The following is a 20,963-nucleotide window of genomic DNA, read 5'->3' as shown; positions in this document are numbered from 1 at the left end:
CCAGAGCTGACCGACCTACACTGTCGGCCTGACTTGTTCCTGGATCGCCCGTATGACTTTTGACGACAGCCTGCTCAAATCCCTGATCCGCCCCGTTGTGGACTTTCCCAAGCCCGGCGTGGTGTTTCGTGACATCACTCCGCTGTTTCAATCGCCCAAGGCCACGCGCCAGGTCATCGATCATTTCGTGCAGCGCTACATAGATGCCGATTTCAACCAGATCGGTGTCATGGATGCGCGCGGCTTTTTGATCGGCTCGGTGGTGGCGTATGAGCTGAACAAGCCGCTGGTGCTGTTTCGCAAGCAGGGCAAGCTACCCGCCGATGTGCTGTCGCAGGCTTATCAGACCGAATATGGCCAGGCGTTTCTGGAGGTGCATTCCGACAGCCTGTGCGACGGCGACAGCGTGGTGCTGTTCGATGACCTGATCGCCACCGGCGGCACATTGATTGCGGCAGTCAACCTGATCCGCCGCATGGGCGCCCGGGTGCATGAGGCCGCAGCGATCATCGACCTGCCGCAACTGGGTGGCTCCAAACGCCTGAATGACCTGCAGGTATCGACCTTCAGCCTGACGCGCTTTTCGCTGGATGAGTTGTAGAAAGATTTCGTTACAGCGCGATCGGTTTACGGCCCGCGAACGAGTGGGCCAGGGTGCCGCCGTCGACCAGGTCCAGCTCGCCACCCAGCGGAATGCCGTGGGCAATGCGTGAAGCGATCAGGCCCTTATTGTTCAGCAACTGGGCGATATAGTGCGCGGTGGCTTCACCTTCCACGGTCGGGTTGGTGGCCAGGATCACTTCGGTGAAGCTGCCCTGTGCGGCAATGCGCTCCAGCAGTTGCGGAATGCCGATGGCCTCGGGGCCCAGGCCGTCCAGCGGTGACAGGTGGCCCTTGAGCACGAAATAGCGGCCGCGATAGCCGGTTTGCTCGACCGCATAGACATCGGTCGGGCCCTCGACCACACACAGCAGCGTGTCGTCACGGCGCGGATCGGCGCATTGCGGGCAAAGCTCTTCTTCGGTGAGGGTCCGGCAGCTTTTGCAATGGCCGACGCCGTCCATGGCCTGGCTCAGGGCCAGGGCCAGTCGCGAGCCGCCGCTGCGATCGCGTTCCAGCAGCTGCAAGGCCATGCGCTGGGCAGTCTTTTGCCCGACACCGGGCAGCACGCGGAAGGCATCGATCAGTTGGCGAATCAGAGGGCTGAAGCTCATGAAGAAAAGTCCCACACAATCGAAAGACGCGGTTTATACCCGCGCCTTGTCGTCAGCGTCAATCAAAGGCTGGAAACCTCGACCACCAGCTTGCCGAAGTTACGTCCCTCAAGCAGGCCGATAAAGGCCTCGGGCGCCGCTTCCAGGCCCTGCACCACGTCTTCGCGGAATTTGATCTTGCCGGAAGTGACCAGCGGCGTCATGGCGTCGATGAATTCCTGGCGCCGCGAGCCGTATTCCTCGAAGACGATAAAGCCCTGAATCCGCGCGCGCTTGGTCAGCAAGGTGCGCATCAGCAGCGGCAGTTTATCGGGGCCGGCGAACTCGCCCTGTGCGTTGTACTGGGCAATCACGCCGCACAACGGAATCCGCGCGCGGGCATTGAGCAACGGCAGCACCGCCTCGAACACCTTGCCGCCCACCAGCTCGTAGTAAATGTCGATGCCTTTGGGGCAGGCCTCGGCCAGTTCGGCGGCAAAGTTTTCGCTGCGGTGATCGATGCAGGCATCAAAGCCCAGTTCTTCGACCACATACCCGCACTTTTCGGCACCACCGGCAATGCCGACCACGCGCAGGCCATGCAGCTTGGCGACCTGACCGACCACCGAGCCGACCGCGCCGGAAGCAGCGGCCACCACCAGGGTTTCACCAGACTTGGGCTTGCCGATGTCCATCAGGCCCATATAAGCGGTCATGCCCGGCATGCCCAGCACGCCTACGGCCAGCGAAGGGCTGGGCAGGTCTTTCGGCAGTTTTACCAGGGCTGAACCGTCATGAATGCTGTGGGTCTGCCAGCCGGTCGAGCCGACGACCAGGTCGCCCACCTCAAAATTGGAGTTCAGCGATTGCTCGACCACGCTCACCGCGCCGCCTTCCATCACTGCGTCGATCTGCACCGGGTCGGCGTAGGACGGTGCGTCGCTCATGCGTCCGCGCATATAGGGATCGAGCGACAGGAACAGGGTACGCAATTGCACCTGGCCACCTTTGAGGTCCGGCAGCGCCTCACGTTCCAGGCGGAAGTTTTCCGGAGTCGGTTTGCCTTGTGGCCGGGAGGCCAGGACGATTCGCTGGTTCAGAATCAGTTCTTGCGTCATTGCCAATACTCTCCGATGGTTAGGCTGGACATACAGGGCAGACCACCGCTCATCCCTGGCGTTCGATTTTGATTGTTTCGTTTTGCGCAGATAAAAGCCTCGTTTTGCGCAGACAAAAAAATGCCAGGACATGAGCCTGGCAATTTTTTACCTGCGTAAAACAGCCATCAGAACGGCAGTTTCATGCCCGGTGGCAGTTGCATACCGGCAGTCATGCTGGCGGTTTTTTCCGAACTGGCCTGCTCGATCTTGCGCACGGCGTCGTTGACGGCAGCGGCGATCAGGTCTTCGAGCACTTCCTTGTCTTCCTGCATCAGGCTGTCATCCAGATTGATGCGCTTGACGTCGTGACGACCGGTCATCACCACGCTCACCAGGCCTGCGCCCGATTGACCGGTGACTTCCGCGTTGGCCAACTCTTCCTGCATCTTGGCCATTTTTTCCTGCATTTGCTGGGCCTGCTTCATCAGGCCAGCCATGCCACCTTTCATCATGGGATATCTCCTTCAAACGGATGGTTGGTTTGCAACAGCGCCTGTGGGCGCCGTGCGTTCAATCAGTGAGCTTGCACTTCAGGAGCGTCGACCGGCTTGATCGTATCCTCGCGAATCACCGCACCAAACTGCTGCATCATTTGCTGGACGAACGGATCAGCCTGAATCGACGCCACGGCCTGGCGCTGACGCTCGGCGCGCAGCCTGGAGGCGGCCTGGGCCGGGGTTTCCTGCTCCGGGCGGATCAGCTCGATAGTCAGTTGGATCGGACGGCCGTGGTACTGGTTCAACGCATCGCTCAGGCGGCGCTGCTGGGTGGCGTTGAACAGGGCACTGTGCGCCGGGTCCAGGTGCAGCAACCAGCGGTCGCCCTCGGCGCTGATCAGCGTGCAGTTGGCGGCGATGCTGCCGGTCATGCCCGAGATTGGCAGCTTGGGGAAAATCTCCAGCCATTCCAGCGCCAGCCCGGTGGCCGGCATGGCGGCAGGCTCAGGTTCGGGCTGCGCGGCTTCCTGATGCTGCACGCTTTCGTGGGCGAGTTCATCCAGGTAGCTGAACGAGGCCGGGTCGATATCGACTTCAGGTTCGACATAGTCGTCGTCCAGCGGCGGCTCGTCATCGCGTGGCATCGACGCCGACAGGTAGGCGCTGTCGGGAATGTCTTCAAGGCCACCGGCGCCCCGGTCCGGCACCGCTGCCGCGACCGGCTCCGGCGCAGGTTCTTCGACCTGCGGCGCATCGGGCACCGGGCTGGCGGGCGTCGGGACCGGCATCGGGGTCAGCTCGGGCGGCTCGGCGACGGTTTCGAGCACCGGCTCCGGTGCAACGGGGACCGGCTCAGAAGCTTTAGGCTCGTTCCACGGCAGATCGACTTCTTCGACCGGTTGAGGTTGAGGCTGGGGTTCAGGTTCAGGTTCAGGTTCAGGAGCAGGCTTTGGCGCAACGGCGGCGACCGGGGCTTGCGGCGTGGGGGCCGGCGCAGGACGGGGATCAACCTTGGCCTGGCTGATCCCCACCGACTTTAGTGGCTGGCTCGGTGCATCGTTGCTGTCGGCCGGCCGGAACGCCAGCATGCGCAGCAGCACCATTTCAAAACCGCCACGCGGGTCGGGCGCCAGCGGCAGATCGCGCCGGCCGATCAGGCCCATTTGATAGTAGAACTGCACGTCTTCGCCGGGCAGCGCCTGGGCCAGAGCCAGCACCCGATCGCGGTCGCCATGACCATTGTCGAGCGCTTCAGGCAAGGCCTGGGCAATCGCCACTCGGTGCAGCACATTGAGTATTTCAGCGAGCACGCCACTCCAGTCAGGGCCCTGTTCGGCCAGGTGCCGAACCGCCTCAAGCACACCGCGGGCATCGCCTTCGAGCAGCGCGGTCAGTACATCGAACACCTGACCGTGATCCAGCGTGCCGAGCATGGCCCGCACATCGGCCGCCTGCACCTTGCCCTCACCAAAGGCGATGGCCTGGTCGGTCAGGCTCATGGCATCGCGCATCGAACCGTCGGCGGCACGCCCCAGCAGCCACAGCGCATCGTCTTCGAAAGGAATGTTTTCGGCACCCAGCACGTGGCTCAAGTGCTCGACGACCCGCTCGGGGGTCATGTTTTTCAGTGAAAACTGCAGGCAGCGCGAGAGGATGGTCGCCGGCAGTTTTTGCGGGTCAGTGGTCGCCAGGATGAATTTGACGTAGGGCGGCGGCTCTTCAAGGGTCTTGAGCAAGGCATTGAACGAGTGGCTGGAGAGCATGTGCACTTCGTCGATCAGGTAGACCTTGAAGCGTCCGCGGCTTGGCGCGTATTGCACGTTATCCAGCAGCTCGCGGGTGTCCTCGACCTTGGTGCGGCTCGCGGCGTCGATCTCGATCAGGTCGACAAAGCGGCCTTCGTCGATCTCCTGGCACACCGAGCAAGTGCCGCACGGCGTCGACGTGATGCCGGTCTCGCAGTTCAGGCACTTGGCGATGATACGGGCGATGGTGGTCTTGCCCACGCCTCGGGTGCCGGTAAACAGGTAGGCATGGTGCAGCCGCTGGCTGTCCAGGGCGTTGATCAGAGCCTTGAGCACATGGGTCTGGCCGACCATTTCGCGGAACGAGCGCGGACGCCATTTACGTGCAAGAACCTGATAACTCATCGAAAACCGTCGCGAAGGGAAGCTGAAGACCGCTAATGCTAGCGGAGCAAGGCTAAAATTGCATCTGGTGTCATGTACTGGACACGCTACCGGCCTGCGTGCACGATCCCGACCTTGACCAGAACAGGTACAGACATGCCATCGAATCTGCTGTGCCCAGGCCTCTTCTCACTAAAAAGCACCCTGTGCAGCGTGCTGCTTGGCGTGACGCTGCTGATCGCCCAGGCCGGTGCCGCCAGCGAGGCGCCGCTGCGTTTTTCAGTATCCGAAAGCTGGTCGATGCCGCTGATTCGTATCGAAGGCCACCAACCGACCACCGGTATTCTGTTCGACATCATGAATAGCCTGGCCCGCCAGGTCGGACGCACGCCCGAGTTTCATGTACTGCCGCGCCTGCGCGTGCAAACGGCCATGGAACAAGGCGAGGTCGATGTGCGCTGCTACACATCACCGGCCTGGCTGAGCAGCTTGTCCGGCGACTATTTCTGGAGCCTGCCGATTCTGGTCCAGCGCGATGTGCTGCTGGCCTCGCCGGAAACCGCAGGCCCTTATCCCGATCAGTTCGACAATGAAGTGGTCGGCACCGTACTGGGCTACACCTACCCGCAACTGCAGCACCTGTTCAACAACCACAACCTGCTGCGCGAAGACGCCCGTAATGAAGAGCAAGTGCTGAGAAAACTGGTGGCCGGGCGTTATAACTATGCGGTGGGCAATCAGTTAGCCATGGATTGGGTCAATCGCGACCTGCCAGCCAGACGGCGCTTGAAGGTGGTGTCAGTGATCAGCGAGCAGCCGGCCGCCTGCATGGTGCGCAACGACCCGGACTTGCCGGCACAAAAGATCCTGCGCACGCTGCTGCGGATGAAGATGTCCGGCGAAATCCAGCAGATCGTCGACCGTTACACCGCATCACTCGCCGATGACGCGCGTTGACAGAGCAAAATCCGATTCGGCGGTGAGATGATTCCCACGTCAATTGCAGCCCTGCCTGACAGACAGCAAGTGGCCCTCACTATTGAGTCAAGGCTTCCCCTCATTACCAGGAAGCTTGCCCATGACGCTCTCAAACCTCACCACCCCGCTCGACACCCCGCGCCTCAAAGACCGTGAAGGCACCGACCTGCTGGTCGTACATTGCTCGGCCAGCGGCCCGACACTCGATATCGGCGTGGCCGACATCGACCGCTGGCACCGGCAACGCGGCTTTGATGCGGTGGGTTATCACTATGTGATCGTCCGCGACGGCGGCCTGCAAAGAGGCCGCCGTGAAAGTGAAATCGGCGCCCATGTCAAAGGCCATAACAGCCGCTCGATCGGCATTTGCCTGGTGGGCGGCGTGGATGCCGGCAACCGCGCGCAGAACAATTTCACTGCGCCGCAGTTCGACACGCTGAAGCAGCTGCTGGTAACGCTGAAAAAGCGCTACCCGCAGGCGCGCATCCTCGGCCATCGTGATTTGTCGCCGGACCTGAACGGCGACGGCCGGATCACCGCCAACGAGTTCATCAAGGACTGCCCGTGCTTTGATGTCGGCGCTTGGTGGGCCGCCTCAGATCAAGCGTAACGGCCGCCGCGTCGGTGCCAGAGCGCCCTCGCCCAGGCGCTCGACCACCAGCGCATCGGCCTGGCGAGCCAGACGGTCCAGATGCCGGTCGCGGTTTTTCTCGGCGTCGCTCATCGCCCGCCGGCCGTGCTGGTTGAGCAGATAGGCATGAATTTGCAGCACCTGCTCGCTGCGATAGATCGGCTCGACATCCAGCACCGCCAGACGCCCGTCCGAGCTGTGGTCGCGGGTGTTCATCAACACCTGCGGGCCACGCGCACCCAACACCTGAAAGCCCAGCGCCTCGAAACACGGCACCTTGCTGGCAAAGCAGGCAAGCTCCGCATGCGGATAGCGCGCGAGCATGGCCGCCAGCATGCCCCGCGCCACACCCTGGCGGCGCCGGTTGGCCAGCACCGCCATATAAGCCACGGCACAGGCCTGGGGATCGTCTTCATAGGGCAGATACAGCAGAAAGCCGATCACCGTGGCCGGGTCTTCGGCATCCAGCGCCAGCACCAGCTCCACCGACAAGCCCAGCGAGCCATCCATGGCCTCCTGATAGCGATTGACCTCAAAGCCGATTCCGTACTGATACAGCGGGTACAGCGGATTGCTCGGCAGGATGCCGACCATGCCGATGTCACTGACATAGTCGATGACCATCTGCATGATCTGGCTCTTGATCGATTCGGGCGGCGGATTTTCCAGGCGGGTGATGGTGAACATGGGTGACGGCAGGCTCGCGATTGACTGGCGTGCATCATAACCCGCATGGCCGGGTCAGACGCTGACCGGGTCGGTCTTTTCAGAATCGATGCCCAGATCGACCAGCGCCCTGGCCACCACTTCACGCTCGATCACGCCGTCATCGGCCAGCGCCTTGAGCGCCGCCAGCACGATGAACTGGCGGTCGACCTCGAAGTGCCGGCGCAAGGCCTCGCGGGTGTCGGACTGGCCAAAGCCATCGGTACCCAGCCCCACGAAGCGCCGGTCGCCCAGCCAGGGTCGAATCTGATCGGCATGAATCTTCATGTAGTCGGTGGCCACAATCACCGGCCCCGGATGACCTTCAAGTACCTGACGCACATACGGCACGTGCGGCTCGTCCAGTGGATGCAGCAGGTTCCAGCGCTCCGCCGCCTGGGCTTCGCGGCGCACTTCGGTGAGGCTGGTGGCGCTCCACACTTCGCTGCTGACGCCATAGTCGCGCTCAAGGATTTCGCCGGCGGCCAGCACCTCGGGCAAAATTGCCCCGCTGCCCATCAGTTGCACATGCCGCGCGCCCTTCAACGCACGCTCGACCGGCAAGCGGTACAGGCCCTTGATGATGCCCTGCTCCACCCCTTCGGGCATGTCGGGGTGCGCGTAGTTTTCGTTGAGCACGGTGATGTAGTAATAGACGTCCTGCTGCTCGACGAACATCCGCTGCATGCCGTCATGGATGATCACCGCCAGCTCGTAGCTGTACGTCGGGTCGTAGGACAGGCAGCACGGCACGGTGGCCGACATGACATGGCTGTGGCCGTCATCATGTTGCAGGCCTTCGCCCATCAATGTGGTGCGCCCGGAGGTAGCACCGAGCAAAAAGCCGCGGGCACGGGCATCGCCGGCCGCCCAGAGCAGGTCACCGACGCGCTGGAAACCGAACATCGAATAGAAGATGTAAAACGGCAACGTCATCACGCCGTGGTTGGCGTACGCGGTGCTGGCCGCGATCCATGACGAGGTAGCGCCTGATTCGTTGAGGCCTTCCTGCATGATCTGGCCGTCGCTGCTTTCCTTGTAGTACGACAGGGTGCCTGCGTCTTGCGGGGTGTAGAGCTGGCCGACATGGGAATGGATGCCGATCTGGCGGAACATGCTCTCCATGCCGAAGGTGCGCGATTCGTCGGGCACAATCGGCACCACCAGGCGCCCGATCTGCGGGTCCTTGAGCAAGGTGCTGAGGATGCGCACGAACGCCATGGTGGTCGAAATGGTCCGCTCGCCGGTGCCCTTGAGCTGGCCTTCGAGCGCCGACAGTGGCGGGATGGCCAGCGGCTCGACCTGAGCCTGGCGGGCCGGTATCTGCCCGCCCAGGCTGTCGCGGCGCGCTTGCAGGTAACGGGCTTCAGGGCTGTCGGGCGCCGGGCGCAAGTAAGGCATTTCACCGAGCCGGTCGTCAGACAGCTCAAGGCCGAAACGGTCACGGAAGGCCTTGACCGCATCGCCGCCCATTTTCTTGAGCTGGTGGTTGATGTTCTGCCCTTCGCCGGCCTCGCCCATGCCAAAGCCCTTGACCGTCTTGGCCAGGATCACCGTCGGCCGGCCCTTGTGACGCATGGCGGTGCTGTAGGCGTTGTAGACCTTGACCGGGTCGTGGCCACCCCGCGAGAGCTTCCAGATCTGCTCGTCGCTCATGTCGCTGACCAGTTCCAGCAGCTCGGGGTATTTGCCGAAGAAGTGCTCGCGCACATAAGCGCCGTTCTGCGATTTGTAGGTCTGATATTCGCCGTCCACGCACTCCATCATGCGCTGGCGCAGCAGGCCGCTCTGGTCCTTTTCCAGCAAGGCGTCCCAGCCGCCGCCCCAGATGACCTTGATCACATTCCAGCCGGCGGCGCGGTACAGGCTCTCGAACTCCTGAATCACTTTGGCGTTACCCCGCACCGGGCCATCGAGGCGCTGCAGATTGCAGTTGACCACGAAGATCAGGTTGTCGAGTTTCTCGCGTCCGGCCAGGGAAATGGCCGCCAGCGATTCGGGCTGGTCCATCTCGCCATCACCCAGAAAAGCCCAGACCTTGCGGCCCTGATGCTCTTTGAGCCCACGGTTTTCCAGGTAACGCATGAAGCGCGCCTGGTACGCGGCGGTGATCGGCCCCAGGCCCATCGAGACCGTCGGGAACTGCCAGAAATCAGGCATCAACCGCGGGTGCGGATAAGACGAAATACCGCCGCCATCGGTTTCGCGGCGGAAATTATCCAGCTGCTCTTCGCTCAGGCGTCCCTCAAGGTAGGCGCGGCCATAAATACCCGGCGACGAATGGCCCTGGATATACACCATGTCGCCGCCGAAGGCCTCGGTACGGCCACGGAAAAAGTGCTCGAAACCCACGTCATACAGCACCGCCGCCGAGGCGTAGGTGGCGATATGTCCGCCCACCCCGGAATGCTTGCCGGCGCGCAGCACCATGGCCAGCGCGTTCCAGCGGATATAGGCGTTCAGGCGTTTTTCCAGCGCCAGATCGCCCGGATACGGCAGCTCGCGCTCGGTGCCGATGCTGTTGATGTAAGGCGTGGTGACCCGGCCATGGAAGTCGCCATGCAGCGAGACATCGAAGTCCAGCAACTGGTCGATGAGAAAATGCGCACGCGGACGGCCTTCAACCTCGACCACCGAAGCGATCGAGTCGAGCCATTCGCGGGTTTCCTGCGGGTCAGCATCAAGGTGAGGGTAGCTTTGCGCCATCGGAAATCCTCCTGGACGGGCAGCGGCCAGCACGTGTGTGCCAGGCCATTTGATTGCACTTGCAATTGAATCTATCGTTAAGCGCGCTATGATTGCAACTGCAATTACTAATCAGCCCCTTCCCTGGAGCCTGCATGGCCACCCCTTCCCCGGACCTCTGGTTCAACTTCGTTCGTGCCCACCGCAGCCTTATCCGCGAAATCGAGCGACGTCTGGCCGACGAGAAACTGCCGCCTTATGCCTGGTACGACGCGCTCTGGGGCATCGAAAGCGGCCCGGACGGCTGCCGGCGCATGCATGAGCTGGCCGATGTGATGGCGATCGAACGCTACAACCTGACCCGACTGGTCGATCGCCTGGAAAAAGACGGCTTTGTGCAGCGCATCAAGGCCGTCGAAGACGGGCGCGGCGCCACGGCCTGCATCACCGACAGCGGGCGGGAATTACGCAAGCGTATGTGGGTGATTTACAAGCAGGCAGTCGACGAGCTGTTTCTGGCGCAGTTTGATGAGGAGCAACAACGGACGTTTGCCGCAGCCCTTGAAGAAACCATTGGCAACGCCCGCCGGCCGGCTCACACCAAGCGGTAGCGCTGCTGCGCCTCTTGCAGCACCTGAGTGCCGAACTGCCCTTCGCGCACCAGCGCCTGCAACGCGCTGTACACCATCCAGTGACGGTTCAGGCGCTGATCGGGCGCCAGGCTGTCGGCCCCCAGCGCAGTGAACGGCGCCTTGAGACAAGCGCCGATCTGCGCCGCCACAAATTCGGCATAACCGGTCACGGCCAGCACCGGCTCGTTGCTGGCCGCCAGGCATTCGTGCAGGTGACAACGGCGCGGCGCCTCGTTGCGATGGCGGTTGTTCCAGCGCTGCACCGCCTCGGCATCGCGCGCCAGCCGGGTGTAGCTGGGGCAACTCCAGAGCTCACAACCGACGCCCCACTCTTGTTCAAGCAACTGCGCAGCCGCGCGCACTTCACGCAACATCTGGCCGGCGCCCAGCAGGCGGATTCGCGGGCCTGCCTGCGCGCCGTCAGATGGCAAACGGTACATCCCCAGCCAGGCCTGGGAACGGTCACAGGCCAGGTCTTCGTCCGGATCGTCATGCAGGGTCATGTAGCAAAATGCGGGTTGTGCATCGACATACAGCGACTGCAACGCTGCGGCCAGTAGCACCAGCGCTTCTTCGCCACAGGCCGGATCAAACGGCAGGCAATGCCGATTGGCGGCCAGCCACAGCGGTAACCAGGGATGCGCGCCCTTGGCCCAGCGCGACGGCGATGACTCGATGTCATTGAGCACAATGCCGCGCTCGCCGATCTGGCTCGTGAGCATCGACAGCTGCGCCGACGTCGCCGACTGGGTCAGGTAGAACAGCGGCTGCGCTTGCCTGGTGCGCTCACTGAACCATAGCGGCCAGGCACTGATCGGCCTGTCGGCATGCAGGTTATCGGCCCTGTCGCTGATGACCTGTAACCGGCCACGCAGAGACGCTTCCTGCTCCAGGCGCCTTAGCGCCTCAAGGCTGGTAAACAAGGGCGAACTGCGGCTGCCGGCGCCCTCGTGACGCCACTGTTCGATACGCTGGATACACGTCTGGGCCACGCTCTCGGTGGGCGCAGCGTGCTGAAGACGCCGGGTGTCCATGCCTTCAAACTCCTTTGGATTGCATGCATCGGGCACCCAGAAATAATGCAATGTGATTGCATATGCAACAAAAAATGATTTTCTGCCTCAGGATCTTTAGCGTCAGAAAGAAAAGCCATGCCCCAGCTCGCCTTCCATCCACTCCAGAAAACGCCGCACACGCGGGAAGCTTGAGTGGGCCTTTGGAAAAACCAGATGGTGAGCCGCCACTGGCGCGCTCAGTGACTCCGGCGCCACCTCGACCAAAGCGCCCGAGAGCAAATACTTCTGCGCCAGCAACGAGCTTTCCAGGGCGAATCCCAGGCCGTGGCTGGCCGCTTCCAGGGTCATGTAGGAGCGATCGAAACTCAGTGTGTATTTATCCGGACGCGCCAGACCATGCTGGGCGAACCAGGCCGGCCATTTGAGCAAGGTGGCTTCGGAAAGGATCAGTTCGCGCGACAGCAAATCCACGGCAGACCTGACCGGGTGACGCGCCAGCAAGGTGGGCGATGCCAGAACAGTAAAGGCTTCATTGCGAACCGTGCGCACCTCATAACTGGGCCAATTGGGCACACCGTGACGGATATCGACATCGATCTTGTCGCGGCTGAAGTGCAGAGACTCATACGAACACGACAGATTGATCTGAATATCCGGGTGGCTGACCCTGAACCCTTCCAGGCGTGGCATCAGCCAGAGCAGACCGAAACTGGGCGCCGAATGCAGCCGCAGACAATCGAGGCTCACGTCACTGGTTGCCCGCTCGGTGGCCACTTCCAGGCTGTGCAAGACCCCGGAAATGTCCTTCAGGTACTGCTCGCCCACCGGCGTGAGCGTGACGCCACGCGCCGCCCGGACAAACAGCTGGCGGCCTATCATCGCCTCTAACTTGGCCAGTTGATGACTCACCGCTGAAGGGGTCAGGTTCAGGACTTCCGCAGCGCGTGCAAGGTTACCGAAGCGCGCGGTCTGCTCGAAGGCTTGCAAGGCTCGCAGCGGCGGCAGGTTCGCAGGGGGACTGTCATCGGGCGACATCGTGTCTCCAGTTTATTGTTTTTGCCTTGAATCGATTCCATTCAAGCATGTGGACTTTGCCTTTACGAGAGGTGAATTTTCTTCATCTACCAGTGATGTTTGCGTTATTGCTCAAGTTTTTGCCGGGGAACAAGCTGAGTCATCGATTCACGATGGATCGACTCAATAAAAACAAAATCAGAGGTGTTTCCATGCTTCTTCAAGGCAAAATCGCAATTATTACCGGCGCCGCTTCGGCACGCGGCATCGGTCGGGCAACCGCCGTCACCTTCGCGCAACAAGGCGCCCGTGTCGTCATTCTGGATCTCGATGAATCCGCTGCACGTGATGCGGCAGCGTCGCTCGGCGAAGGCCATCTGGGCCTGGCAGCCAACGTTGCCGATGAGTCGCAAGTAAAGGCTGCGGTCGCAAAAGTGATCGAGCACTTCGGCCGCATCGACATACTCGTCAACAATGCCGGCATCACCCAACCCATCAAGACCCTGGATATCCGCCCCTCGGACTACGACAAAGTGCTGGATGTCAGCCTGCGCGGCACGTTGCTGATGTCGCAGGCGGTCATTCCGGCGATGCGTGCCCAGTCCAGCGGCAGCATCGTGTGCATGTCTTCGGTTTCGGCCCAGCGTGGCGGCGGTATTTTCGGCGGCCCGCACTACAGCGCCGCCAAGGCCGGCGTGCTCGGCCTGGGTAAAGCCATGGCCCGCGAGTTCGGCCCGGACAATATTCGCGTCAACGCCATTGCGCCAGGCTTGATCCACACCGATATCACCGGCGGGCTGATGCAGGATGACCGGCGGCACGCCATCATCGAAGGCATTCCGCTGGGTCGGCTGGGTGCCGCGCAGGATGTAGCCAATGCGGCGCTGTTTCTCGCCAGCGACTTATCCTCTTATCTCACCGGCATCACCCTGGATGTGAACGGAGGCATGCTGATTCACTGATTTAGCGTCCTGTTCTGGATCGACGAGACGCCGGGCACCGCCTGGCGATCTATAAAAACAAGAGATCAGACCCCATGACAAGCACCACCATGCCTCTCGATGCGGCCTCGGCCGTGCGCTCCAACGCTTACCGCAAGACGGCCTGGCGGCTGATGCCGTTCCTGATGCTGTGCTACCTGTGCGCGTATCTGGATCGCGTCAACGTCGGCTTCGCCAAGCTGCAAATGATGAATGACCTGGCACTCAGCGAGGCCGTTTACGGGCTCGGCGCCGGCATGTTCTTCATTGGTTATTTCCTGTGTGAAGTACCCAGCAACCTTATCCTCCACCGGGTAGGCGCGCGGCGCTGGATCGCCCGCATCATGATCTCGTGGGGGATCATCTCTGCCCTCTTCGCCTTCGTCGAAACCGCCTGGCAGTTCTATGCCCTGCGTTTTCTGCTGGGCATCGCGGAGGCAGGACTCGCACCGGGTCTGTTGCTTTACCTGACGTACTGGTTCCCGTCCTATCGCCGGGCAAAAATGACCGTGCTGTGGTTCATCGCCATTCCGTTGTCGGGAATGATTGGCGGGCCACTTTCGGGCTGGATCATGAACGCCTTTGCCGGTTACCACGGCTGGGCCGGCTGGCAATGGATGTTTGTGATCGAGGCCATTCCTACCGTCATCGTCGGCTTCTTTGTTCTGGGCTATCTCAAGGATGGCGTGCACCAGGCCACCTGGCTCAATGATGAAGAAAAGGCGCTGATCAACAAGGAACTGGCCGAGGACAACAGCCGCAAGGTGACCCATGGCTCGGTGAAGGATTTCCTGCGCGACCGGCGCCTGTGGCTGCTGGCATGCATCTACTTCTGCGTGGTCATGGGCCAGTACGCAATCACCTTCTGGCTACCGACGCTGATCCGCAATGCCGGCCTCACCAATGCCTTGCATATCGGCTTCATGACCAGCGTGCCCTACCTGTGCGCCATCGTTGCCATGCTGTTGATGGGCCGCAGCGGCGACAAGCACCGCGAACGCCGCTGGCACCTCGTCGCCCCGATGATCGCCGGCGCCCTGGGCCTGACCCTGGCAGCGGTCTTCGGCGGCAACCTGCTGCTGTCGGTGTTGAGCCTGTGCCTGGCGGCGGCCGGTGTCTTGTCCGCCTCTTCGCTGTTCTGGATGTTGCCCACTACTTTGCTGGGTGGCGTGTCTGCGGCAGCGGGTATCGCCGGCATCAACAGCTTTGCCAACCTCGCAGGTTTCTGCTCGCCCTACCTGATCGGCTGGATTACGACCTCGACCGGCTCCAGCGCCATCGGCATGTACCTGATTACGGGCGTGCTGTGTATCGGCGCCTGCCTGGTGCTGCGTATTCCGGCCGCCTCGGTCAATCGTTGATTCAACGGAGTATTCGCTATGACTGCCACACCCTCCACCACGCTGGCGCAGCGTGCGCACAATATTCGCCGCCATGCCTTGCGCATGGGTCAGGTCCAGGGCCAGGGCTATGTGGGCCAGGCGCTGGGGGCCGCGGATTTCCTGGCCGTGTCCTATTTCCATGCCTTGAACTACAAGGCCGAGGACCCTGAGTGGGAACAGCGCGATCGCTTCTACCTTTCGATTGGCCATTACGCCATTGCCCTCTATGCCGCGCTGATCGAAGCCGAAATCATCCCGGTGGATGAGCTTGAAACCTACGGTTCCGACGACAGCCGCTTGCCCATGTCGGGCATGGCCGCCTACACACCCGGCATGGAAATCACCGGCGGCTCGCTGGGCCACGGGCTGGGCATTGCCGTGGGAGCGTGCCTGGGCCTCAAGCGCAAAGGCTCGCCTTCATTCGTCTACAACCTGCTGTCGGACGGCGAGCTGAACGAGGGCTCGACCTGGGAAGCGGTGATGTCCGCCTCGCACTGGAAACTCGACAACCTGATCGCGATTGTCGACGTCAACAACCAGCAAGCCGACGGTCACTCCAGTGAAGTGCTGGCGTTTGAACCCATCGTCGATCGCTGGCAAGCCTTCGGCTGGTTTACCCAGCGGGTTGACGGCAACGATCTGCACGCCCTGGTCAAGGCCTTCGATGCCGCTCGCAATCATGCGGGCGCACAACCCAGGGTCATCATTTGCGACACGAAAATGGGTAAAGGCGTGCCGTTCCTGGAAACACGGGAGAAGACCCACTTCATCCGCGTAGACGAGCATGAATGGGATATCGCGCTGAACAACCTCGAAGAAGGGAAAACCGTATGAGCACTGCCAATAACACCACCGCCCAGGCTGCTGAGCCAGTGAAGAAAAAACTCACAACTTCAGCGATGATCGCCTCCATTGCCTCGGAAGGTCAGGCGACCCGCTCCGCGCCTTTTGGCCATGCGCTGGCCGCACTGGCCGATCAGCGTCAGGACATCGTCGGGCTGTCGGCCGACCTGTCGAAATACACCGACCTGCACATCTTCGCCAAGGCGCATCCTGAGCGCTTTTATCAGATGGGCATGGCCGAACAGCTGCTGATGAGCGCCGCAGCCGGCATGGCCCGTGAAGGCTTTGTACCGTTCGCCACTACTTATGCCGTGTTTGCTTCACGTCGTGCCTACGACTTCATTTGCATGGCCATCGCTGAAGAAAACCTCAACGTGAAAATCGTTTGTGGCTTGCCAGGCCTGACCACCGGCTACGGCCCCAGCCACCAGGCCACCGACGACCTGGCCATTTTCCGCGCCATGCCCAACCTGATGATCGTCGACCCTTGCGACGCGCTGGAGATCGAACAAGCCGTGCCCGCCATCGCCGCGCACCAAGGGCCGGTGTACATGCGCCTGCTGCGCGGCAATGTTCCACTGGTGCTGGACGAATATGGCTATACGTTCGAGATCGGCAAAGCGAAAACCCTGCGCACCGGCAATGACGTCCTGATCATCTCGACCGGATTGATGACGATGCGGGCGCTGGAAGCGGCGAAGGAACTGCAGGCCGATGGCGTGGATGTCGCGGTACTGCACGTGCCCACGATCAAACCGCTGGATGAGCAGACGATTCTTGCCGAGGCCAGGAAACCGGGGCGTCTCGTAGTCACCGCAGAAAACCATTCGATCATTGGTGGCCTGGGCGAAGCCGTCGCCACGGTATTGCTGCGCAATGGCGTGACGCCTACCTTCAGGCAGATTGCGTTACCGGATGCCTTTCTGGATGCAGGAGCACTGCCGACACTGCACGACCGATACGGGATTTCGACCGAGGCGGTGTGTACACGAATCAAGGGATGGTTGTAGGGGTGTAAGCCGGGACCCGCACAATACACAGGGAGGTGTACCTGAACGCTGTCACACTTCGGGATTTTTTACGCGACGATCCTTGAAGCATCAAGGATCTGGAGAAAGGTGGCGGCCCCACCAGCCACACCCCGGCACACAATGTTCCCGCTATGGCTGCTTCCTTCCGGATCTGACCAGGTTCACGGGTAATCGTTGCGAGGGGACCGATGGGGCCACCATAACGACACTTGCCAGTGGCAAGCCGCGCCATTGTACCGGTCTGACGCGAAGTTACAACCTCTGAATAAAATTAAAAATCTGAAGAGGTTCAGGCACTTGTGCGCAAGAGCGTGCTTGCTCGCAACAAGGCCACAAGGACCTTGCTGCGATAGTGCAGCTACTATTTTTACGACTGCTGCGCAGCCGGTCGCGGGCAGAGCGCGCTCCTACCAGGCCGCGCAGTGTCATCGACAACGCGCGGTCTGTAGGGTCAGGCCTGCAACACCTCATCGGCCTTGCCGCCTGCATCCTGGATCACCAGGTGAATGAAATGCAGCTTGGCGATCACCGCCGGCGGCAGGACAAACGGGTAGAAGTCCGGCTGGCCCATGCTGCGCGACAGTTCGTTAAGCATGCTGGCCAGTTCGATCCAGGCGTTGACGAACGACAGGAACGCCGTGCCACTCGGGTGCTGCGGGTCATAGAGGGTGTCGAGCGGGAATGGCTGGAAATCCAGTTCCATGTCGCGTGCGCTCATGCCAAAGCCCAGCGCAGTGTCGACGGCATCGACCATGTGCAGATAGTGTGCCCAGGTTTCGGCCCAGTCTTCCCACGGGTGCATGGTCGCGTAGGCGCTGACATAGCGTTCTTGCCAGTCAGCCGGCGCGCCTTGTTCATAGTGGCGATCCAGCGCTTCGGCATAGCTGGCGCGTTCGTCGCCGAACAGCTGACGAAAACCCTCTTCCCAGCGGGTATTGGCAATCAACCGATCCCAGTAGTAATGCCCCACTTCGTGCCGGAAGTGGCCGAGCAAGGTGCGATACGGCTCGCGCATCTGCACGCGCACCGCTTCGCGATGGGCGTCGTCGGCTTCCTTGATATCCAGAGTGATCAGGCCATTGGCATGACCGGTAGTAGGCTTGCGACCCTCGAGGTCGACCCCGATGAAATCGAAGGCCAGACCGCGCTCTTCGTCCACCGACTTGGGAATGACCCGCAACCCCAGCGAGATCAGCTGCGCCACCAGGCGGCGCTTGGCGGTTTCAACCTTGCGCCAGCGTTCGTGGTTTTCGACGATCGACAGATCGGGAATGGTGCGGTTGAGGCTGCACGCAACACAGAACTCGCCCAGATCATGGGCCGGGAACAACCAGTTACAGGCCGCTGGCGTCTGCAGGTTGGCACAGCGCCGGTACAGGCCGATGCCCGGCTCGTCGCTCAGGCGCCAGGTGTCCGGCTCGGCAGCCGGTTCCAGCGCCACGACCCGGCTCTGCTCGGGCAAATACCCCAGCGCGGCCTCACAGGCCAGGCACTGTGTGTTGGGAAAAAACACCGACTGGCCACAACGACATTGCCAGACCTTGCTGTTGCGCCGGGTTTCACCAATGAACGGCGCTGCGATACGCGAACTCAATTGCTCGAAAAAATGAAACATGGCGGATTTCCCCTGTTGGCCTGAATGACTAGATCATGGGCGTATACAGGGGTTCCGTCTAAATAAACGCCATCCGTCAAGCGATACCCTGACCGGCCAGAAACTCGATAAATGCCTCTTCATCGAGCACCTTGACGCCCAGTTCATTGGCCTTGGTCAGCTTGGAGCCGGCACCGGGACCGGCGACCACCGTGTGGGTCTTGCCCGACACAGAACCTGAGACCTTGGCGCCCAGGCTTTCCAGCTTGTCCTTGGCGATATCACGGCTCATGCGCTCCAGAGAACCGGTCAACACCCAGGTCTGGCCAACCAGTGGCAGGCCTTCGACGGTTTTCTTCTCGCTTTGCCAGTGCATGCCGAAGTCCTTGAGCTGGGCTTCAATGGCGCGGGCGCGCTCGGCGTTGGCCGCAATGTCGAAAAACTCGCGCACCGACTTTGCCTGTTTCTCGGGCAAGGTCTGGCGCATGTCCAGCCAGTCGGCCTGAATCACGTTGTCCAGCGAGCCGAAACGCTCGGCCAGTTTCAAGGCACCGCCCGGACCGACCGAGGGAATGTGCAGCTTGTCGAGCATGCCGTCGAGGGTCGCGCTGGCGGCGAATTCAGCGCCCAGTTCGCCCTCATCCTGCAACTTCAGGCCGCGCTCGCCCAGCAAGGCGTCGATGACGTTGCGGTTGTGCTCGTCCTCAAAGAAGTTATGGATCTCGTGCGCGACTTCCAGACCGACATCCGGCAAATAGGTCAGCACCGGCGGCAAGGCGCGCTTGACCCGCTCCAGTGCGCCCAGCGAGCGGGCCAGCACCTTGGCGGTTTCTTCGCCGACATCCGGGATGCCCAGCGCATAGATAAAGCGTGCCAGCGTCGGTTGCTTGCTGTCGGCAATGGCCGCGAGCAGCTTCTTGCTGGAGACGTCGGCAAAGCCTTCCAGGTCGATGATTTGCTCGTATTCCAGGGCATACAGGTCGGCGGGCGAGCCGATCAGCTTTTCATCGACCAATTGCTCGATGGTCTTGTCGCCCAGGCCTTCGATGTCCATGGCCCGGCGTGAAACGTAGTGAATGATCGCCTGCTTGAGTTGCGCACCGCAGGCCAGCCGGCCGATGCAGCGATACACAGCGCCTTCGCTGAGGGTTTCCTTGCCCTTGCTGCGCTTGACCAACTGGGTGCGCTCGACGTGCGAGCCACACACCGGGCAGGTTTCGGGCACTTGCACCGGACGGGCATCGGCCGGGCGGCGCTCGGTCACCACTTGGACGACCTGCGGAATCACGTCGCCTGCACGGCGAATGATCACCGTGTCGCCGATCATCACGTCCAGCCGGGCCACTTCATCCATGTTGTGCAAGGTGGCATTGGCGACCATCACGCCTGCCACCTTGACCGGCTTGAGCCGCGCCACCGGCGTGACGGCGCCGGTACGGCCGACCTGGAATTCCACGTCCAGCAACTCGGTGAGCTCTTCCAGCGCCGGGAACTTGTGCGCAATCGCCCAGCGCGGCTCACGGGCACGAAAGCCCAGCTCGCGTTGATAGCCGAGGGTGTTGACCTTGAACACCACACCATCGATTTCATACGCCAGGCTCAGGCGCCGCTCACCGATGTCGCGGTAATAGGCCAGGCACTCTTCCACGCCATTGGCCAGGCGCAATTCGCGGCTGATCGGCAGGCCCCAGGCCTTGAGCTGGTTGAGCATGCCGACGTGGGTGTCGGCAATTTCGGCCGAAACCTGCCCAAGGCCGTAGCAGCAGAATTCCAGCGGGCGGCTGGCGGTGATTTTCGAGTCCAGTTGACGCAGGCTGCCAGCGGCGGCATTGCGCGGGTTGGCGAAGGTCTTGCCGCCGATTTCGAGCTGGCTGGCATTGAGTTTTTCAAAGCCGGCCTTGGACATGAACACTTCGCCACGCACTTCCAGCACCGCCGGCCAGTCGCTGCCTTGCAACTTGAGCGGCACATTGCGGATGGTGCGCACATTGACGCTGATATCTTCTCCGGTGCTGCCATCACCACGGGTCGCGCCACGCACCAGCGCGCCATCGCGGTACAGCAGGCTCACGGCCAGGCCGTCGAGCTTGGGCTCGCAGCTGTACTGCACTTGCGCGCCGCCGCCAAACAGGTCACCGGCCGGCAAGTCCAGGCCTTCGACCACGCGGCGGTCGAAATCGCGCAGGTCATCGTCTTCAAAGGCGTTGCCCAGGCTGAGCATCGGCACTTCATGGCTAACCTGGGTGAATGCGCTCAAGGCCGCACTGCCGACCCGCTGCGTTGGCGAGTCTGGGGTTACCAGATGCGGGTTTTCGGCTTCCAGCGCCTTGAGCTCATGAAACAGACGGTCGTATTCGACATCCGGGATGCTGGCGTCATCAAGCACGTGATAACGGTAGTTATGCAGGTCCAGTTCTGTGCGCAGTTCCAGGATTCGGGTTTCGGCGGCCTTCATGATGGGGTCTCTCGAAAAGCAAAAAGAGCAGCCTTGGCTGCTCAATCAGTAAAGAAGATAGTCGACGAGCGGGCGGGTACATGAAGTCCCGCCCTGCC

18 protein-coding genes and 1 other RNA gene are annotated in these 20,963 nt (G+C 61.6%); 8 read left to right on the top strand and 11 right to left on the bottom strand.

Features of this window, described 5'->3' with window-relative positions; genetic code table 11:
- The first annotated feature begins 52 nt into the window (after window positions 1-52).
- A complete protein-coding gene (locus tag ACYAS9_RS23565) occupies window positions 53-601 on the top strand; it encodes an adenine phosphoribosyltransferase (RefSeq protein WP_463570771.1) in 549 nt (182 codons plus the stop codon).
- Window positions 602-611: 10 nt separating this feature from the next.
- On the opposite strand, the gene recR is transcribed toward ACYAS9_RS23565, so the two are convergent.
- From recR to dnaX, 4 genes are all read right to left on the bottom strand, one after another.
- Window positions 612-1,214, bottom strand: coding sequence for a recombination mediator RecR (recR, locus tag ACYAS9_RS23560; protein WP_463570769.1), 603 nt, complete (start codon window positions 1,212-1,214; stop codon window positions 612-614).
- A 62-nt stretch (window positions 1,215-1,276) separates the two neighbouring features.
- A complete protein-coding gene (locus tag ACYAS9_RS23555) occupies window positions 1,277-2,311 on the bottom strand; it encodes an NADP-dependent oxidoreductase (protein WP_463570768.1) in 1,035 nt (344 codons plus the stop codon).
- Window positions 2,312-2,478: 167 nt separating this feature from the next.
- The gene (locus ACYAS9_RS23550) at window positions 2,479-2,805 is read right to left on the bottom strand and encodes a YbaB/EbfC family nucleoid-associated protein (protein WP_459748000.1); all 327 of its coding nucleotides are present in this window, start codon (window positions 2,803-2,805) and stop codon (window positions 2,479-2,481) included.
- 62 nt (window positions 2,806-2,867) lie between these two features.
- Window positions 2,868-4,940: a DNA polymerase III subunit gamma/tau gene (gene dnaX / locus ACYAS9_RS23545; RefSeq protein WP_463570766.1), complete on the bottom strand. Its 2,073-nt coding sequence runs from the start codon at window positions 4,938-4,940 to the stop codon at window positions 2,868-2,870.
- A gap of 135 nt (window positions 4,941-5,075) precedes the next feature.
- Here dnaX and ACYAS9_RS23540 point away from each other — a divergent pair, with 135 nt between their 5' ends.
- Together ACYAS9_RS23540 and ACYAS9_RS23535 are read left to right on the top strand one after the other, a co-directional pair.
- Window positions 5,076-5,876 (top strand): substrate-binding periplasmic protein, encoded by an 801-nt coding sequence (locus ACYAS9_RS23540; RefSeq protein ID WP_463570764.1) that lies wholly within the window; start codon window positions 5,076-5,078, stop codon window positions 5,874-5,876.
- A gap of 121 nt (window positions 5,877-5,997) precedes the next feature.
- A complete protein-coding gene (locus ACYAS9_RS23535; RefSeq protein ID WP_463570762.1) occupies window positions 5,998-6,507 on the top strand; it encodes an N-acetylmuramoyl-L-alanine amidase in 510 nt (169 codons plus the stop codon).
- Here the strand turns inward: ACYAS9_RS23535 and ACYAS9_RS23530 are convergent.
- Both ACYAS9_RS23530 and aceE read right to left on the bottom strand, forming a co-directional pair.
- Window positions 6,493-7,215: a GNAT family N-acetyltransferase gene (locus tag ACYAS9_RS23530; protein WP_463570760.1), complete on the bottom strand. Its 723-nt coding sequence runs from the start codon at window positions 7,213-7,215 to the stop codon at window positions 6,493-6,495. The two genes, ACYAS9_RS23535 and ACYAS9_RS23530, sit on opposite strands and share 15 nt — an antisense overlap.
- Before the next feature lie 54 nt (window positions 7,216-7,269).
- A complete protein-coding gene (gene aceE, locus ACYAS9_RS23525) occupies window positions 7,270-9,939 on the bottom strand; it encodes a pyruvate dehydrogenase (acetyl-transferring), homodimeric type (protein ID WP_463570758.1) in 2,670 nt (889 codons plus the stop codon).
- A gap of 134 nt (window positions 9,940-10,073) precedes the next feature.
- On the opposite strand from aceE, the gene ACYAS9_RS23520 reads away from it, so the two are divergent.
- Window positions 10,074-10,529 (top strand): MarR family winged helix-turn-helix transcriptional regulator, encoded by a 456-nt coding sequence (locus tag ACYAS9_RS23520; RefSeq protein WP_463570756.1) that lies wholly within the window; start codon window positions 10,074-10,076, stop codon window positions 10,527-10,529.
- Here ACYAS9_RS23520 and ACYAS9_RS23515 read toward each other — a convergent pair.
- Both ACYAS9_RS23515 and ACYAS9_RS23510 read right to left on the bottom strand, forming a co-directional pair.
- Entirely contained in the window at window positions 10,514-11,584 is a 1,071-nt protein-coding gene (locus ACYAS9_RS23515; RefSeq protein ID WP_463570755.1) for a transketolase-like TK C-terminal-containing protein, read from the bottom strand. The genes ACYAS9_RS23520 and ACYAS9_RS23515 overlap by 16 nt on opposite strands.
- Window positions 11,585-11,686: 102 nt before the next feature.
- On the bottom strand, window positions 11,687-12,601 hold the full coding sequence (locus ACYAS9_RS23510) for a LysR substrate-binding domain-containing protein (protein WP_463570754.1): 915 nt from the start codon (window positions 12,599-12,601) through the stop codon (window positions 11,687-11,689).
- Window positions 12,602-12,792: 191 nt separating this feature from the next.
- Here ACYAS9_RS23510 and ACYAS9_RS23505 point away from each other — a divergent pair, with 191 nt between their 5' ends.
- The 4 genes from ACYAS9_RS23505 to ACYAS9_RS23490 all read left to right on the top strand — a co-directional run bounded on the left by ACYAS9_RS23505 (window position 12,793) and on the right by ACYAS9_RS23490 (window position 16,795).
- Window positions 12,793-13,542, top strand: coding sequence for an SDR family NAD(P)-dependent oxidoreductase (locus ACYAS9_RS23505; RefSeq protein ID WP_463570752.1), 750 nt, complete (start codon window positions 12,793-12,795; stop codon window positions 13,540-13,542).
- 74 nt (window positions 13,543-13,616) lie between these two features.
- The gene (locus ACYAS9_RS23500; RefSeq protein WP_463570750.1) at window positions 13,617-14,921 is read left to right on the top strand and encodes an MFS transporter; all 1,305 of its coding nucleotides are present in this window, start codon (window positions 13,617-13,619) and stop codon (window positions 14,919-14,921) included.
- 18 nt (window positions 14,922-14,939) lie between these two features.
- On the top strand, window positions 14,940-15,776 hold the full coding sequence (locus ACYAS9_RS23495; protein ID WP_463570749.1) for a transketolase: 837 nt from the start codon (window positions 14,940-14,942) through the stop codon (window positions 15,774-15,776).
- Window positions 15,773-16,795, top strand: a complete 1,023-nt coding sequence (locus ACYAS9_RS23490) for a transketolase family protein (RefSeq protein WP_463570747.1) — start codon at window positions 15,773-15,775, stop codon at window positions 16,793-16,795. Before ACYAS9_RS23495 ends, ACYAS9_RS23490 begins: the two co-directional genes overlap by 4 nt.
- A gap of 115 nt (window positions 16,796-16,910) precedes the next feature.
- On the opposite strand, the gene ffs is transcribed toward ACYAS9_RS23490, so the two are convergent.
- The 3 genes from ffs to ligA form a co-directional block, all read right to left on the bottom strand.
- Window positions 16,911-17,007: signal recognition particle sRNA small type (ffs, locus tag ACYAS9_RS23485), an RNA gene on the bottom strand.
- A gap of 260 nt (window positions 17,008-17,267) precedes the next feature.
- Window positions 17,268-18,431 (bottom strand): zinc-binding metallopeptidase family protein, encoded by a 1,164-nt coding sequence (locus tag ACYAS9_RS23480; protein ID WP_463570746.1) that lies wholly within the window; start codon window positions 18,429-18,431, stop codon window positions 17,268-17,270.
- A 76-nt stretch (window positions 18,432-18,507) separates the two neighbouring features.
- Window positions 18,508-20,865: an NAD-dependent DNA ligase LigA gene (gene ligA, locus ACYAS9_RS23475; RefSeq protein WP_463570745.1), complete on the bottom strand. Its 2,358-nt coding sequence runs from the start codon at window positions 20,863-20,865 to the stop codon at window positions 18,508-18,510.
- Between the last annotated feature and the right edge of the window lie 98 nt (window positions 20,866-20,963).

The sequence above is a fragment of the Pseudomonas sp. HP_08 genome (genome assembly GCF_055284095.1).
This window is presented reverse-complemented; position numbering and strand designations above follow the sequence as displayed.